Genomic DNA, 16209 nt, shown 5'->3' on the forward strand with positions numbered 1-16209 from the left:
AACTGAAAGTGCTTTACAACCCGAAGGCCTTCTTCACACACGCGGCATGGCTGCATCAGGCTTGCGCCCATTGTGCAATATTCCCCACTGCTGCCTCCCGTAGGAGTCTGGACCGTGTCTCAGTTCCAGTGTGGCTGATCTTCCTCTCAGAACAGCTAGAGATCGTCGCCTTGGTGAGCCTTTACCTCACCAACTAGCTAATCCAACGCGGGCCCATCTAAAGGCGATAAATCTTTGGTCCGAAGACATCATCCGGTATTAGCAGTCATTTCTAACTGTTATTCCGAACCTAAAGGCAGGTTCCCACGCGTTACGCACCCGTGCGCCACTAACCCCGAAGGGTTCGTTCGACTTGCATGTGTTAGGCATGCCGCCAGCGTTCGTTCTGAGCCAGGATCAAACTCTCAAGTTTGTGTCACAAACCAATTGGCACTGCCCAGGGGCAGCAAACCAAGTAGCTTGAATTTAAGGAGTCGATACCTGCATACAAACGTATTTTATGGATACATTTGAGACATGTTTAGTCTTGGCGTGTACCAAGATTAGGCATCGACTTAATTTAACAGGTATCTATAGCCCTAAAGCCTATAGACCTGGCGCCGTCGCCCACATGTCCCTTCATCATAAACTAACAATGTCAAAGAGCCGCTCAACATAAAAGCGGACAGCAATGGTTTCCCCGATTTACACCGGGGGACCGGCTATCCGATTAATGTTGGCGACCAACCCGGCGAAGCGGCAAAGCCGTCGTTTCCGTGTTGGTGAGGCGCTTCTACTGGCGGTTCTGAAAATCGTCAAATGCTTTTTGCAATTTTATTACAAAAGAAACGAAATTGAACGAAAAATCCCGGAAATCCGGGGTTTTTCCGCTTATATTTTCCCGTATCTGCGGCATGTTTGCGGATGCGGGGCCGCTCTGGAACGGGTATCCGGTGAAGAATCGAAGGCGGGTGCGGCCAAAACAACCGCAAAACGCGGTCCGATCATGGCGGATGAACTTTCAACCACATAGTTAATCGGCCCGTTTATTGGCTGATTCTTCACCTTTGCCCTCTATGCGCGGGACAGTGACGCAAGACGTGTTCCTCACTTCCCCGGATTCGCGAGCCGAGTCGGGCGATGATCCCGATTTCGGTATACGCGTACGCAATGCCGTCGCGTGGCGCTGGGGCACGCAGGTCCTGGCGCAGATTATCACCTGGACGTCCACTTTCGCAGTCGTGCGCTTGCTGGAGCCGAGCGATTACGGCCTGTTCGCAATGACGCACGTTATGCTTAACGCGCTCGCGTTCCTCAACGGATATAGCTTCGCGACATCCCTTATACAGGCCGATCATATAGATCAGCGGCGCACCGGGCAGGTGTTCGCCCTGCTACTGATAATGAATACATGCCTTGCCATTGCGCAATTCCTGCTCGCCCCGGTTGCAGCGGACTATTACGGGCAGCCGCAAGTCGAAGCGATGCTGAAAGTCCAGGCCGTGATCTTCCTGACCACCCCGTTCATCGCGCTGCCCAGTGCGCTGCTGTCGCGGCAGATACAGTTCAAAAATCAGGGTCTCGTGAATTTGCTCTGTGCCGCGGTGGGCGCAGGCACGGCGCTCGCTCTGGCATGGCTGGGTTACGGTGTATGGGCATTGGTCTATGCGCCGATCGCGATGTTCACCGTCAAAGCTCTCGGCCTGACGATCTCTGCCCGGCTGTTGGTGTGGCCGGTGTTTGATTTCCGCGGCGCAGGCGACATAATCAGCTTTGGCGGCGCGCTGACCCTATGCCAGCTATTCTGGATTGTGCAGAGTCAGAGCGACATCCTGATTGCGGGGCGCGCTTTCGATGTGCATGATCTGGGCTTGTATGCAGAGGCGCTGTTTGTCACGCTCATAATTACCGCGCGGTTTCTGCCGCCGATTAACGAAGTCGCCTTTCCCGCTTATGCGGAACTGCACAAGAAAGGGAAGCCTCTGGCCGCCCCCTTCCTGCGCACCGCGCGTACAGTCATTCTGGTCACCGCGCCTTTATATGTTGGCCTTGCCCTGACCGCTGATGCCGCGATCCTGACCCTGTTCGGCCCCAAATGGACGGAAATGGCACCGATTGCTGCCGGCCTTGCATTGGCCATGCCCTTCTTTGCACTGCAAATTGTCTGCTCCCCTGCCACCAATGCGATTGGCCGGCCGCGTATATATGTGGCCAGCAGCATTGCGGGTGCGGTGTTGTTCCCCTGCGCCTTCCTGTGGGGCATTTCGGCTGGCCCGATGGGGCTTGTTCATGCGTGGTGGGTTGCCGCCCCCGGATTGCTGGTGACAACGCTGGTGCTGACCCTGCCCGCCATCAATGTGCGGTTCGGTGATCTGGTAGCCCAGCTGATCCCTGCAATGGTCGGCTGCGCGGTGATGGCTGCAACGGTTTCCGGCGCGAAATTTCTGACAGCTGGCCTTTTCGCGCCCGTTGAACTGCTATGCCTGGCCGCGATTGGCGGGGCGACATATGCCGGGACATTATGGCTGGTCTGGCCAACTGTAATCCGCGAAACATGGGCGATGCTGCGCCAGCGCAGTGCCGTCCCGGATAGCGATACCAGCAGGACCGGCGCGATAAGCTGATTAGGTGGCGGCGCCGCGGCGTGGTATATCCACGTCTCGTCATTAAGAAACACCCGTTCACTATGCTCCATTTCGTTCTTCTCGCCGGGTCTGCTCTGGCTGCGCCAATCGCCCCGGCCCACTCCTTACCAGACCGCGAAGACGCAGCGCCCAAAAACACTGCGCCCGAAAACACTGCGCCCGAAAACACTGCGCCCGAAAACACTGGGCAGAGCGGCGCGACAAACGGCGAAGAGGTGGTCGAGGGGCAAGCCGATTTTCACAAACGGCTGACCGTGCCGGTCACCATCAAGGGCGAAGGCCCGTTTCGCTTCATGATTGATACCGGCGCGCAAGCCACAGTGGTTACGCGCGGTTTGACCGAACGGCTCAAACTGCCATCTGCGGGCCGCGCCACGGTGGTTGGCATGGCCAGCAGCAAGGCAGTGGATCTGGTCGAGCTGAGCGGACTGGAATTTGCCGCGCGAATATTCGGCACTATCGAAGCGCCTATGCTGGAGGCGCGCAATATCGGCGCGGACGGCATCCTGGGCCTCGACAGTCTGCAGGACCTGCGCGTTCTGATCGATTTTCGGGCCAATTCGATTGCAGTGGATAATGCCGCGGCACTGGGCGGGAATGCCGGGTATGAAATCGTCGTCCGCGCGCGCCGCCGCCTCGGCCGCCTGATCATCACCAATGCCGTGATTGACGGCGTCAAAACCGCGGTGATTATCGATACCGGCGCTCAAAACAGCTTCGGCAATCCCGCTCTGAAACGGAAATTGCGGTCGCGCAGCCGGGAAGAAGTAAGCGCAACCGACGTCAACGGCGCCGTGCTGGTTGGTGATCGTCACATCGCAAAATCGGTCCGCATCCAGCGGATGCAGTTGGTCAATATGCCGATCACCTTTGCTGACAGCCCCGCCTTTGCTGCGCTCAAGCTGGATCGCCGCCCTGCCCTGATTATGGGTATGCGCGATTTGCGTTTGCTGGACCGATTGGCCATTGATTTTGAGCGGCGCCAAGTGCTGTTTGATATGCCTGCCAATACCCGCAACGTGCGCGATACCGATATCGGATTTCGATCCAGCCGCCGCTGACGGCGCGCGGACATTGCAGATAACGGCATTGCGGCGGACAGCGATCATCGCCACATAGGCGTCCATGCCGCCAGATCACGCTTCCCCCGCACCATCCGATCACGAAAGCTGGGGCGTACTCAGACGGTTTCTGCCCTATCTTTGGCCAAGCGACAATCCGTCACTGAAACTGCGGATCGTTATTGCGATCCTGCTGGTCATCGCGGCCAAGGCCACCATTCTGTCGCTGCCCTTCGCCTACCGCGCAGCCGTGGATGGCATGGCGACGGTATCGAACGAAGCGTTTCTGGCCGCGCTCGCTATGGTGCTGGCCTATGGTTTTGGCCGGTTTGCCAGCGTCGCGTTTGATAATCTGCGCAACATCGTGTTTGAACGGGTCGGGCAGGACGCAACGCGCCAGTTTGCTCAGGATGTCTTCCACCGCCTCCACCGGCTGAGCCTGCGCTTCCATCTGTCCCGGCGCACGGGAGAGATTACCAAAACAATCGAGCGCGGCACCAAGACCATCGATTCGATGCTCTATTTCATGCTGTTCAATATCGCGCCAACCATTGTGGAACTGATCGCAGTGGGGATTATCTTCTACCTCAATTTCGGGTGGGAACTGGTTGCGGCAACGGCCTTCACCGTCATCACCTATATCGCTGTCACCCGCTGGATCACCGAGTGGCGCACACAGTTACGGCGCGAGATGAACGATATGGATGGCCGCGCTTTGGGCCGCGCGGTGGATTCGCTGCTCAATTACGAAACGGTCAAATATTTTGGCGCCGAAACGCGCGAGGAAGAACGCTATAGCAAGGCCGCGCATGCCTATGCCGATGCGGCAGTGAAAAGCGACAACTCGCTCGGCCTCCTCAACATCACCCAATCGCTGATTACCAACGCGCTGATGGCGGGCGCGATGGCTTACACCGTGTGGGGCTGGAGCAAGGGCGCGCTGACGGTCGGTGATCTGGTGTTTGTAAATACCTATCTGATGCAGCTATTCCGGCCGCTCGATCTGCTTGGTTTTGTCTACCGCACGATCCGGCAGGGGCTGATTGATATGGGCGCAATGTTCAAGCTGATCGACACCGCCGTTGAAGTGGAAGACGCACCCGGCGCGCCCGCTCTGGTGATCCGCCAGCCAACGGTCGTGTTTGATAATGTCGTGTTCGGCTACGAATCCGATCGCACCATTTTGCAAGGCCTCAGCTTTGAAGTCCCTGCAGGCGATAATATTGCGATTGTTGGCCCATCGGGTGCGGGCAAATCGACCATCGCCCGCCTCCTGTTTCGCTTTTACGATCCGTGGTCGGGCCGCATTCTGATCGACGGGCAGGATATTGCCTCTGTCCAGCAAGCCACGGTGCGCGATGCAATCGGGATCGTTCCGCAAGACAGCGTTCTGTTCAACGATACCATCGGCTATAATATCGCTTACGGTAAAGGCGGCGCGGATGAAGCGGCAATGCTGGCCGCTGCGCGTGATGCAGCGATTTTGCCTTTTATCGAAAAGCTCCCGCAAGGCTTTGACACCGAAGTCGGCGAGCGCGGACTGAAACTGTCAGGCGGTGAAAAGCAGCGCGTTGCAATTGCGCGAACCCTGGTGAAAAACCCGCCCATACTTATGCTCGATGAAGCCACCAGCGCGCTGGATAGCCGGACCGAGCAGGATATTCTCGCCACTCTGGACCGGATTTCGCGCGACCGGACCACGCTGTCGATTGCGCATCGCCTGTCAACAATTGCCGATGCGGATGAAATTCTGGTGCTGGACCAGGGGACACTGGCTGAGCGCGGTAGCCATAATGATCTGCTCAAGCAAGACGGGCTCTATGCCGAAATGTGGCTGCGGCAGGCGAGTGAGAGCAGCTAGACAGCTTCGCTCCTACTCGCCTGGAAATGTTTCAAATTGCGGCCAGTCATGCGCGTGTTCCATCCAGCCCACGCGTTCGGTGACCATGATATGCGCTCCGGCCGGTGCTGCATCCGGATCATCCAGCGTGCAGCTTTGCACATCCACCATACCGGGCAGATAGACCGGATTGTAATAAAACAATCCCGTCCCGCAGGTGGCGCAAAAATGGCGACTGGCATTCTCGGATGATTGGTAGGCTTGCGGCGTACCCTTGGTGATCTGCATCCTGGCCTGTTCCACCACCAGCCAGCCCATCATCGGCGCGCCCGAACTCGCGCGGCAATCGCTGCAATGGCACAGCGCATGCCGTTCCAGATCACCGGTGATGGCGTACCGTACCGCACCGCATTGGCATCCCCCTTCGGCCATCTGGCTTACTTCCTTTCAGCCGATGTGACGCCCAGATCGGCGCTCGACAGGTCAATCCCCTCGGCAGGGATCACTTCCACATCGGGGCGCAATTCGCGCAATTTGTCGATGAACTGCTTCGCATCGCCGACGATGATGATGGTTGCTTTGTCGGGATCGACAATATCCGTGGCGACCGATGAAGCATCCTGTGCGCTGACAGCCGACAATTCCTCCGCCAGGCGGGACGCTTCTGCGGGCTCCAGTCCCTGCAGCATCAATCCAGCAACGATAGCGTTGAAACCGGAACTGGTTTCCAGCGCGCGTGAATAGCTGCCGCCCAGGAAAAGCCGCCGCGTTTCGAGCAGATCATCGGCCAACGGCTCGGTTCCCAGACGCGCAAACTCATCAAGGAAAATCTTTGCCACCTCGGCGGCAGTTTCGTTTTTGGTCTGCGCGCTGGCAGTCAGCACGGATGCACCTGCCCGCGATCCAAAACCGCTATAGGCACCGTAACTAAGCGCCCGCTTGGTGCGGATTTCATCGAACAGACGCCCGCTTGATCCGCCGCCCAGCACAGCATTGGCCAGCATCAGATCATAATACCGCTCATCCGCGCGCGGCAGGGCGCGTACGCCCGCGAGCACGGCCGCCTGCCCGGCCTCCGGCATATCAATGACGATGGTGCGCGGCGGCAAAGCCTCCCCATCGAGATCCGCAACCGGTTCTGGCGGCGCTGTATCGACAGTCCAATCGCCCATCAATTCAGCCACCATTGCGGTGGCCGCATCGGGGGCCATACCCCCGCTGACAATCACTTTCGCGCGCTGCGGGTGCCAGTATTTCTGGCGGTGCGCGGTAAGGTCCGCCGCAGTGATGGCGGCCAGGCTGTCGGGTGTGCCATCAGACAATGTGCCATAGGGTGCATCGCCATACATGACCGGCAACGCGACATACCCCGCCAAAACCCCGGGATCTTTCAGTTGCACCTGCAACCCGTCCAGAGCGCGCTTCCTCTCGCGCTCGAATTCATCGCCGGGATAGGATGCGCTGCTGACAATGTCAGCAAAGATCATCCCCGCCTGTTTGAAAACCGCAGCGGGCGCGGTCAGGCTGAAATAGGTGCCATCGGTCGCAGCGGTGCCGCCGAAAGACGCGCCCAGACTTTCAAGCCGCGCAGCGATCTCGCCGGCCGACATGGTCGCTGTCCCTTTATCGGCCAGACCTGCCGCCAATTCGGCAATGCCCGCCTTATCGCGCGGATCGCTGGCGCTGCCGCCGGGAAACAGGACTGTCATGGTCGCCATCGGGACATTGCTGGTCTGCGTTGCCACCACAGCCATGCCATTATCTAGCATCGTTTCGGCAATGGCCGGGGCCTCGACAACAGGCTTGGCTCCCGGGCCAGGAGGCAGCTCGCGCTCCCCATCAGCTTTGACCTGGCGCGGCGTGCCGGTGGCTGCTGGCAAGGCGCGGAATACCGGGAATGGATGCGGGTTGGCATAGCTTGCCGGATCATCCTCCCCGGCGATATATTTAAACTCGACCCGCGCCTCCGGCTTCATATGCGTCTGCGCGGCGCGCATGATATCATCGGCAGTAACCGCCGCGATCCGTTGGAGCCGGATATCAGCCGCCTTGGGATCGCCGGTTAGCATCAATGCCTCGCCCACTTCAAACGCCCGCCCGCGCGCAGTTTCGCGGCGGCGCAGGGCAGCGGCAAAAATCTCGTTTTTCGCTTCCGCCAGTTCGGCACCGGTGACCGGATGCGTGCGCACGTTTTCGCGTTCTGCGGCGAGCAATGCGTTTACTTCATCGGCGTCGGCCATCGGGTTGACCACCGCGAAATTGGCGAGAAAACCGCCCTCCTCGCTTAATGACGCAAAATGCTGCGACTGGACAGCCTTACCGGTCCGCACCAGCGCCTTGTGCAGGCGGCTGTTATCGCCGCCTGACATTATCTGGTCGAGCACTTCCAATGCCGCCGCATCAGGGTGCGCGGCACCGGGAATTTTCCACAAGGCACCAAGCAGCGGCAGCGGTACGTTGGGCGCGGTGGCCGTAATGAAGCGCGGCTCGGTCCGTTCGGGTTCGCGCGCGATAATCTCCAGCGGAACCGGCGCGGCGCGGCGCGGAATATCGGCGAAATATTCATCGACCAGGCCGCGCAGTTGCGCCATATCGAAATTGCCCGCAACGATCAGCGTCGCCGTATCAGGCCCGTAATAGGCCTGATAAAATGCCCGCGCGTCATCCAGCGTGGCGGAATCAAGATCGTCAATACTGCCGATACCGGGGCGGCGCTGCGGCAGCACATCAAACGCATTTTCCGCCAGAACAAATCGCTGGAACCGGCCATAAGGCGGCGCGAGCACACGCTGGCGCAGCTCTTCCTTCACCACTTCGCGCTCTTTGCCAAACACGTCCTCATCAATAACCGGCAGCGCCATCCGCTCCTTATGCGTCCACAGCATCCGCTCCAGATATTCAGCCGGGACCTGCTCGAAATAATTGGTCCGGTCGGGGCTGTTGGATGCGTTGCGCGTGCCGCCAATATCAGCGGTCAGGCCGTAAATCATATTATACGGCATATTCTCCGTCTTGCGGCTGAGAATATGTTCGAACAGATGCGCGAAACCGCTGCGCCCTTCCGGGTCCAGCTTGCTGCCAATATCATACCACATCGATGTGGTGACGGTGGAGGTTGTATCATCCTCAATCGCGATGACGCGCAGCCCGTTATCGAGCATCCATTCGGTATATTCGATTTCGGGCGCTGCAATGGCCGGTGCTGTATCGCCCATATGCCCATCTGCATGTCCGCCACTATGGCCATCGGCCAAAGCGGGCCCGGCTGCCATTAAGGCAAAGGCCGCAGTACTGACGGTTAGAATTGAGCGAAGCATGGCAAAGTCCCCTGATCGGTGATTGGCGTCAGGGTCCAGTTAACCAAGCCAGACGCCATATGGCAACCGGCAAGGCGGACTATTCTGTCAGTGTATGATGGCGCTCGGCCAGGAGCGCGCACCTCCGCCTTACAGGATATATTTGCTCAAATCGGTATCGCTTGCCAGATCAGTCAGCCGCTCGCGCACATAGGCGGCATCGATTGTGATCGTTTCGCCGGTATGGTCTTCGGCTTCAAAGCTTAGATCTTCGAGCAGTTTTTCCATGACAGTCTGCAAACGCCGCGCGCCGATATTCTCAACGCTTTCATTCACTTGCGCCGCAATCCTGGCAACTTCGGCAATGGCATCCTCGCCCATTTCCACTGTCACCTGTTCAGTAGCCAGCAACGCCTTATATTGCGCCACCAGATTGGCCCGCGTCTCGCCCAGAATACGGACGAAGTCTTCCTCGGTCAGAGCGCGCAATTCCACCCGGATCGGTAGGCGGCCCTGCAATTCGGGCAGCATGTCGGAGGGTTTGGAGACATGGAACGCGCCGCTGGCGATAAACAGAATATGGTCGGTTTTCATCGGACCATATTTTGTCGATACGGTCGTGCCCTCTATCAGCGGCAACAGGTCGCGCTGCACGCCTTCGCGGCTAACCGAGCCGCCGCGCACATCGCTGACCGCGATTTTGTCAATCTCGTCAAGGAACACGATGCCGTTCGTTTCCGCATTTTCCAATGCAACGCGGGCGACATCATCCTGGTCCATCCGCTTCTCGGCCTCTTCTTCGACCAGCCTGTCCCACGCATCGGGCACTTTTAATTTGCGCCGCTTGGTGTTGGACTTGCCCATCGCTTTGCCCATCATATCGGACAGGTCGATCATCCCCATCCCACCGCCCATACCGGGAATATCCATCGGCATGGAAGGGGCATCGATCACATCGATTTCCACCTCAGTATCGTTCATCGAATCATCGGTGATCCGCTGGCGAAAGCTTTCGCGCGTCGCCTCGGAGGCATTTTCGCCCACCAGAGCGTTCAGCAAACGGTCCATCGCAGCTTTGCTGGCTGCCTCGCGCACGGCTTCGCGGCGGCGCTCTTTCTCCAGCCGGATCGCTTCCTCGGCCAGATCGCGGGCAATCTGTTCGACATCGCGGCCGACATAGCCAACTTCGGTAAATTTCGTCGCTTCGATCTTTACGAACGGGGCCTGCGCCAGCCTGGCAAGGCGGCGACTGATCTCGGTTTTGCCGCAGCCAGTGGGACCAATCATGAGGATATTCTTGGGGGTTACCTCATCGCGCAGATCAAGACCCAATTGCTGGCGCCGCCACCGGTTCCGTAAGGCAACAGCCACCGCGCGTTTGGCGTCTTTCTGCCCGATGATGTGTTCATCCAGCGCAGCCACAATGGCTTTGGGGGTAAGTGCTTGTGTCATGTGTCTAAATCTCAGATTTCTTCCACGGTCACATTGCCGTTGGTGAACACGCAGATATCGGCGGCCACGGCCATCGCTTTGCGCGCAATTTGCTCTGCATCGGTTTCATAATCTGTCAGCGCCCGCCCTGCCGCCAGAGCGTAATTTCCGCCCGATCCGATCGCGGTAACGCCGCCTTCGGGCTCCAGCACATCGCCATTACCGGTCAACACCAGCAGACTTTCCGTATCCGCCACGATCATCAATGCTTCCAGATTGCGCAGATATTTGTCGGTCCGCCAGTCCTTGGCAAGCTCCACCGCAGCGCGCAGCAATTGGCCGCGATGCTGCTCCAGCTTTTTCTCCAGCCGTTCAAACAGGGTAAAGGCATCAGCGGTGGCGCCCGCGAAACCGGCAATGACGTTTCCATCCTTGCCAATCCGGCGGACTTTGCGGGCATTGGGCTTCATCACCGTGTTGCCCATAGAGACCTGACCATCGCCGGCGATAACGGTTTTGCCGCCTGTTTTTACACCAATGATCGTGGTCCCGTGCCATTGGACGAGCCCGTGCGGGTTGTGTGTATCACTCATGACAGGGATATGGGGAGCCGCCTCAACCGGTCAAGGCGTCAGGTGCCGGGATGCCGGGATGCGCCGCAGCCAATAGGCTTACGGACCGCCGGGGCCGCCAGCCCCGCCAGCACCCGGTGCGCCAACCGTGCCGATATTGCCAAACAGATCTTCCAGGAACCCGCGTTCGCGGCCCAAAGTCGGCGTCTGATCGCCATCGGGGGAGATGTAGGCCACCTGCTCAAGACCCGAACGGTCCGCTGCAATGACATTGCCTGCCGCATCAAACTTGACCGCCAGGACGGTATGTTCGCGTATCTGCGGGCGGACAAAGGGCTTGCGCCCGGTTGTGCTGGATACATAATACCACACCGGTTCACCAAACTGGCTGGTAAATGTCGGGCGCCCAAGCGTGGCGGCAACCGATTGCTGGTTATCAATGCCGGGCTGGACCGCGCTGATCAGTCCCTGATCGACGATATAGCCGCGATTTTCACGGATAGATGCGCAGCCGCTGATGGTGGTCGCACTGGCGGCCAAAGCGAGACAAGCGAGCATTTTGCGTGAGAACATGAATATCCTACTTTTTATCATCAGCCTTCCGCTCCGCTCTCCAAACGCAGTGCGCGCCTTGGATGGGCGGAACCAAGCCCTATATCATCAGTATCCCTTAAGGCGGCAGTGCAGAGTGTGCAACACTCGGCATTCAGTATCATCTGCTGCCAGGGGAACCGCTCTGGCCGGTTGGCGGGGCGCGTTTGAATTATCGATGAACGGTATTTGGCCATCGGGCGCCAATCGGATGCTGACCAAACAGAATGTAAGGGCGTATTTCATGTCATTTTTCGGCAGATTATTCGGGACAGAGGCGGATCCGAAGGAAGAATTGCGCCCATTATGGCTATGGGTGGTGAACGAAGCGCGCAATCCGGTATGGTACCGCGAATGCGGCGCATCGGACACGGTTGACGGCCGGTTCGATATGATCACCAACGTGCTGGCGATTGCCATGTTGCGGCTGGAACAGAACGGTGAATTGATTGCCGAATCTTCCCGGCTGACCGAATTGTTCGTCGATGACATGGAAGGGCAACTGCGCGAACTTGGTTTTGGTGACCCGACCCTGGGCAAGAAAATGGGTGAAATGATGGAAGCTATGGGCGGCCGGCTCGGCGCGTTCCGTACCGCCATTCCCGAAGGGCTGGAGGCGACCACCGCAGTCGTCATCCGCAACGCCAACCTTACTGAGGGCAGTGATGGATCGGCAATGGCGCAGCGGTTGATTGCTGTGTCGCACAGCCTTTCAGCGGCGCCCAATGATCGGGTCTTGGCGGGTTTCCCCGACTGATGGACGCGCCAGAGATGAAAACAGGCGAACTGCACCGGCCGATCAAAATCAAGGCGATCACGGAAAGCCGCTATGATATTACCGCCAGTGAAGCGGAACGCGGCGCGCTTGCTAAACGCTTTGATGTGCCCGCGATCGGCCGCCTCCGCGCGGTGTTGACGGTGACGCCCGATGGCGAGGCAATCGCGGCAGTCGGAACGCTCGCTGCGGCCTGGACACAAAGCTGCGCGGTGTCGGGTGAGGATTTTGCAGTAACGGATAGCGAGGAATTATCGCTCCGCTTTGTGCCGGCACGCCGCGATTATGCTCCCGATGAGGAGCTCGAGCTGAGCGCAGATGATCTGGATGAATTGGAATATGACGGCGACAGTTTCGATCTGGGCGAAGCGGTTGCGCAGAGCTTCGGCCTGATGATTGACCCATATGCGACCGGCCCCGCTGCAGGAACGGCGCGGAAAAATAAAAATCTTTCGGTGGAGGGCGAACATGGCGGACCGCTGGCAGAAATGTTGGCGGCGCTGAAGCGGTAAGCGCGCCCCCACGGACAGCGCGGTACTGCACGGATTTACCCTTGCTGCGCGCGCCACGGGTTGAAAAACATCTCCTCTACCGGAATATCGAAAAAAGCCGCCAGGCGATATGCCATCGGCAAAGATGGATCATATTTCTCTGCCTCCATCGCGATAATGGACTGGCGTGAAACCGCGATAGCTTCAGCCAGCTCGGCTTGGTTGATACCTTTCGCTTTGCGCAATTCGCGCAGACAGTTTTTCATTCCGCCGGTCCCCGCCCCCGGACCCGCCAATAAAGATAATACGCACAGAAGCCGGCAAATTGCGCAAAGAACATGGCCCCGGCGCCCATGCCGAAATCACTGTGGTGCATTGTATTGGCAACCAGCCAGATGATAAACAGCACAGCCCCGGACATGCCGCCCCAGTACCAGCTCGTCAGATGCGCTTGTTTTTGAAGGTCATCCAAATGGTTCCACCACGGGCGTATCGCGATCAATTGCACTGCAAATAACACAATCAAAATCGGTGCCACCACCCATATATTCGATGGCGATGCGATATCCCGGCTCACCATACCCATCACCACGCCAACCGCTATGGACGTGAGGATAGCCATTGCCGCAAGCGCCCACATCTTTTGCCTATATGTCATACTCTTCACATCGCTACTCCCATTGATGTAAAGACATTTGTACATTTTATCGGAAATGTCAATAGAGTTTAACATTGCTGGACTGGTTCCTTGCCCAGCAAATCAAAAAGCCCGCCAGAGAGACTGGCGGGCCTTGCTAGGATGATGGGCTGTTTTCCTCAGATCAGAACGGAATATCGTCATCCAGATCGTCATAATTGGAGCCCCCTCCACCAGAGCCGCCTCCACCAAAGTTGCCGCCACCCGAATTACCGTCGCCGCCTTGGTTCCAGCCGCCGCCTGAGCCGCCGCCCGAACCGCCGCCGTAATTTCCGCCGCCGCCTTGATTCCCGCCGCCCTGATTTCCGCCGGGCCCGTCAAGCATGGTCAATGTTCCGTTATAGCCGCGCAGGACAACTTCGGTGCTGTAACGGTCATTGCCCTGCTGGTCCTGCCATTTGCGGGTCTGTAACTGGCCTTCGATAAAGACCTTGCTGCCCTTGCGCAAAAATCGCTCGGCCACATTGACCAGACCTTCGGAAAAAATAGCGACCGTGTGCCATTCGGTGCGTTCCTGACGCTCACCCGAGTTCTTGTCTTTCCATTGTTCGGATGTGGCAATCCGCAGATTGCAGACTTTGCCGCCATTCTGAAAACTGCGCACTTCGGGATCTGCGCCCAGATTGCCGATGAGCATTACCTTGTTGAGAGACCCGGCCATAACACTTCCTTAATTTACATCTGCGGCGCTTCTACAGCCCTGAGGCCAGCGCACTCCAATAGGTGATTCCCGCAAATATGTAGGCCAAAGCGAACAGGTACGCCACCATCACCAGGGGCCATTTCCACCCGTTTGTTTCCCGCCGCGCCACAGCAATGGTGGAGATACATTGCGGGGCAAACACGAACCACGCCAAAAAAGCCAGCGCGGTGGGCAGGCTCCAGCGGGCGCTGATCTGATCGCGCAATGCCGCCTCGGCTGCAACCTCGTCTTCAGAATTCACCGCATAGGTCGTCGCGAGAGAGGCCACCGCCACCTCGCGCGCCGCCATCGCGGGTACCAGCGCCAAGGTCATTTCCTGATGAAAGCCAATCGGATCAAACGCCGGCTGGATCGCAGCGGAAATCTGCCCCGCGTAAGACATATCGAGCTGGTTCTCACCCTCGCCCGCTTTTGGAAATGTCAGCAACAGCCACAAAATCACCGTCGCGGCGAAAATGATGGTGCCCGCGCGGCGCAGAAATACCCATGCCCGCTGCCACAAACCGATCAGCAGATCGTTCAGTTGCGGCCACTGATAGCGCGGCAATTCCATGATGAGACCGCTCACCGCACCGGCGGTAACCGTTTTGCGCAAGATCAGCGCCGCCGCCATCGCCCCGGCTATGCCCGCGAGATATAGCAGAAACAGCACCAGTCCTTGCAGCCCCACAAAGGGGGCGACATTGCGGGCCGGTATCACCGCAGCGATAATTACCGCATAGACCGGCAACCGCGCCGAGCATGTCATCAGCGGCGCAATCAGGATAGTCGTCAGGCGGTCCTTGGGGTCGGCAATGCTGCGCGTCGCCATGATGCCGGGAATAGCGCACGCAAAGCTGGATAGCAGCGGGATGAAGCTGCGGCCCGACAGGCCAACGCTGGCCATCATCCGGTCCATGATGAAGGCCGCGCGCGCCATATATCCGCTTGATTCCATAATCAGGATAAACGCAAACAGGATCACGATTTGCGGCAGAAACACCAGCACAGAACCAACCCCGGCAAGCAATCCCTCGGTAATCAGATCGCGCACAAACCCGCCCGGCATGGCCGATAGCAGCCACCCATTGACCGCATCCCCCGCCGCTTCGATCGCGTCCATAAACGGCGCCGCCCATGCAAATACCGCCTGAAAAACCACGAATAGCAAGCCAAGCAGAATGAGCGGGCCCAGCCAGGGATGCAGCAGGACATTATCAATGCCCGCATGCAGCCGCCGCTCGCGGGTTTCTGACAAAATGGCCGCTTTGGCGATATTGCCCGCCGCCAGCCGCCGTTCGGGAAGCGTTATCGGCGGGCGCGGTTGCGTGCTCGGCGACTGCCGCGCTGCATCTATCGCCCGGGCCAGTTCAGCCAGACCTCTGCGCCTGACCGCAACTGTCGGAACCACCGCAATACCCAGCGCCGCCGCCAGCGCATTGGGATCGAGCGTCAGTCCGTCCCTCTGTGCCAGGTCGACCATATTGAGCGCAGCGATAGCGGGAAGACCCAGCCCGATCACCTCCTGCGCGAACACCAGATGCTGCTGCAGATTGGCCGCATCGAGCACGATCACCAGCACATCGGGGCGCGCTTCGCCGGCAAATTCGCCCATCACGACCTGGCGGGTGACTTCTTCGTCGGGGCTGACCGTGTCAAACCCGTAACTGCCGGGTAGATCGATCAATTCTGCCGCTTCGCCCGATGGCAGGATCAACCTGCCCGCTTTGCGTTCCACCGTCACCCCGGCATAATTGGCGATTTTCTGCCGCGCCCCGGTCAGCGCATTGAACAGCGCGCTTTTGCCAGCGTTGGGATTGCCCACAAAGGCAATCCGGATGGGAGCGGCCGCGGCGGTCACACGGGTTCGATATGCATGGCGGCGGCATGCGCCCTGCGAATGGCAATCGTCATGCGTCCGATGGTGACGGCAATCGGATCACTGCCGCCAAAAACACCCTTATGCGCCACGCCGATCTGCGCCCCCAGGTCAATGCCCAAAGCGCGCAATCGCGTGCCTTCTTCTGGCGCAAGCACGGCCCAGTCAATGGTGCGTATGATCGCGCGGCTACCGCAGGCGAGCGAGTCCAATGTCATAGCAGGTTTCATACCCGGCCGATTGCCAGAGCCGCCGTATTATTGCAACTGG

At 58.7% G+C, this 16209-nt stretch carries 16 protein-coding genes and 1 rRNA gene; 6 read left to right on the forward strand and 11 right to left on the reverse strand.

The features are described 5' to 3' along the window. Window positions 1-412: ribosomal RNA gene (locus tag WA922_RS02095) — 16S ribosomal RNA — on the reverse strand; the annotation flags it as partial. A gap of 300 nt (window positions 413-712) precedes the next feature. On the opposite strand from WA922_RS02095, the gene WA922_RS02100 reads away from it, so the two are divergent. The 4 genes from WA922_RS02100 to WA922_RS02115 all read left to right on the forward strand — a co-directional run bounded on the left by WA922_RS02100 (window position 713) and on the right by WA922_RS02115 (window position 5546). Beyond that, complete coding sequence (locus WA922_RS02100) at window positions 713-1012, forward strand: hypothetical protein (RefSeq protein ID WP_424770024.1); 300 nt, start codon at window positions 713-715, stop codon at window positions 1010-1012. A 16-nt stretch (window positions 1013-1028) separates the two neighbouring features. Then, a complete protein-coding gene (locus WA922_RS02105) occupies window positions 1029-2603 on the forward strand; it encodes a lipopolysaccharide biosynthesis protein (protein WP_424770025.1) in 1575 nt (524 codons plus the stop codon). Between the two features lie 62 nt (window positions 2604-2665). Beyond that, window positions 2666-3685, forward strand: coding sequence for an aspartyl protease family protein (locus WA922_RS02110; RefSeq protein ID WP_424770026.1), 1020 nt, complete (start codon window positions 2666-2668; stop codon window positions 3683-3685). A gap of 64 nt (window positions 3686-3749) precedes the next feature. Beyond that, window positions 3750-5546, forward strand: a complete 1797-nt coding sequence (locus tag WA922_RS02115) for an ABCB family ABC transporter ATP-binding protein/permease (RefSeq protein WP_424770027.1) — start codon at window positions 3750-3752, stop codon at window positions 5544-5546. A 12-nt stretch (window positions 5547-5558) separates the two neighbouring features. On the opposite strand, the gene WA922_RS02120 is transcribed toward WA922_RS02115, so the two are convergent. The 5 genes from WA922_RS02120 to WA922_RS02140 form a co-directional block, all read right to left on the reverse strand. Further along, a complete protein-coding gene (locus WA922_RS02120) occupies window positions 5559-5957 on the reverse strand; it encodes a GFA family protein (protein WP_424770028.1) in 399 nt (132 codons plus the stop codon). Between the two features lie 5 nt (window positions 5958-5962). Then, window positions 5963-8842, reverse strand: coding sequence for a M16 family metallopeptidase (locus WA922_RS02125; RefSeq protein WP_424770029.1), 2880 nt, complete (start codon window positions 8840-8842; stop codon window positions 5963-5965). 129 nt (window positions 8843-8971) lie between these two features. Then, window positions 8972-10273 carry an ATP-dependent protease ATPase subunit HslU gene (gene hslU / locus WA922_RS02130; RefSeq protein ID WP_424770030.1) on the reverse strand — a complete coding sequence of 434 codons (1302 nt, stop codon included), beginning with the start codon at window positions 10271-10273 and terminating at the stop codon, window positions 8972-8974. Window positions 10274-10284: 11 nt separating this feature from the next. Next, window positions 10285-10845 carry an ATP-dependent protease subunit HslV gene (hslV, locus tag WA922_RS02135; RefSeq protein ID WP_424770031.1) on the reverse strand — a complete coding sequence of 187 codons (561 nt, stop codon included), beginning with the start codon at window positions 10843-10845 and terminating at the stop codon, window positions 10285-10287. Window positions 10846-10923: 78 nt separating this feature from the next. Further along, window positions 10924-11397, reverse strand: coding sequence for an outer membrane protein assembly factor BamE (locus WA922_RS02140; RefSeq protein WP_424770032.1), 474 nt, complete (start codon window positions 11395-11397; stop codon window positions 10924-10926). 196 nt (window positions 11398-11593) lie between these two features. Between WA922_RS02140 and WA922_RS02145 the strand changes: the two genes are divergently transcribed. Beyond that, window positions 11594-12172: a ubiquinol-cytochrome C chaperone family protein gene (locus WA922_RS02145; RefSeq protein ID WP_424770033.1), complete on the forward strand. Its 579-nt coding sequence runs from the start codon at window positions 11594-11596 to the stop codon at window positions 12170-12172. Then, a complete protein-coding gene (locus WA922_RS02150; RefSeq protein ID WP_424770034.1) occupies window positions 12172-12702 on the forward strand; it encodes a YceD family protein in 531 nt (176 codons plus the stop codon). The genes WA922_RS02145 and WA922_RS02150 overlap by 1 nt, the downstream gene beginning before the upstream one ends. Before the next feature lie 35 nt (window positions 12703-12737). Here the strand turns inward: WA922_RS02150 and WA922_RS02155 are convergent, their stop codons facing one another. The 5 genes from WA922_RS02155 to WA922_RS02175 form a co-directional block, all read right to left on the reverse strand. Continuing rightward, complete coding sequence (locus tag WA922_RS02155) at window positions 12738-12947, reverse strand: helix-turn-helix transcriptional regulator (RefSeq protein ID WP_424770035.1); 210 nt, start codon at window positions 12945-12947, stop codon at window positions 12738-12740. After that, complete coding sequence (locus WA922_RS02160) at window positions 12944-13303, reverse strand: hypothetical protein (RefSeq protein WP_424770036.1); 360 nt, start codon at window positions 13301-13303, stop codon at window positions 12944-12946. The genes WA922_RS02155 and WA922_RS02160 overlap by 4 nt, the downstream gene beginning before the upstream one ends. A gap of 199 nt (window positions 13304-13502) precedes the next feature. Continuing rightward, on the reverse strand, window positions 13503-14039 hold the full coding sequence (gene ssb, locus WA922_RS02165; RefSeq protein ID WP_424770037.1) for a single-stranded DNA-binding protein: 537 nt from the start codon (window positions 14037-14039) through the stop codon (window positions 13503-13505). Window positions 14040-14070: 31 nt separating this feature from the next. Next, window positions 14071-15921, reverse strand: a complete 1851-nt coding sequence (gene feoB / locus WA922_RS02170; RefSeq protein WP_424770038.1) for a ferrous iron transporter B — start codon at window positions 15919-15921, stop codon at window positions 14071-14073. Continuing rightward, window positions 15918-16169, reverse strand: coding sequence for a FeoA family protein (locus tag WA922_RS02175; RefSeq protein WP_424770039.1), 252 nt, complete (start codon window positions 16167-16169; stop codon window positions 15918-15920). Before WA922_RS02175 ends, feoB begins: the two co-directional genes overlap by 4 nt. Window positions 16170-16209: the final 40 nt, after the last annotated feature.

The sequence above is a fragment of the Pontixanthobacter sp. genome (genome assembly GCF_049682855.1).
Taxonomy (GTDB): Bacteria; Pseudomonadota; Alphaproteobacteria; order Sphingomonadales; family Sphingomonadaceae; genus Pontixanthobacter.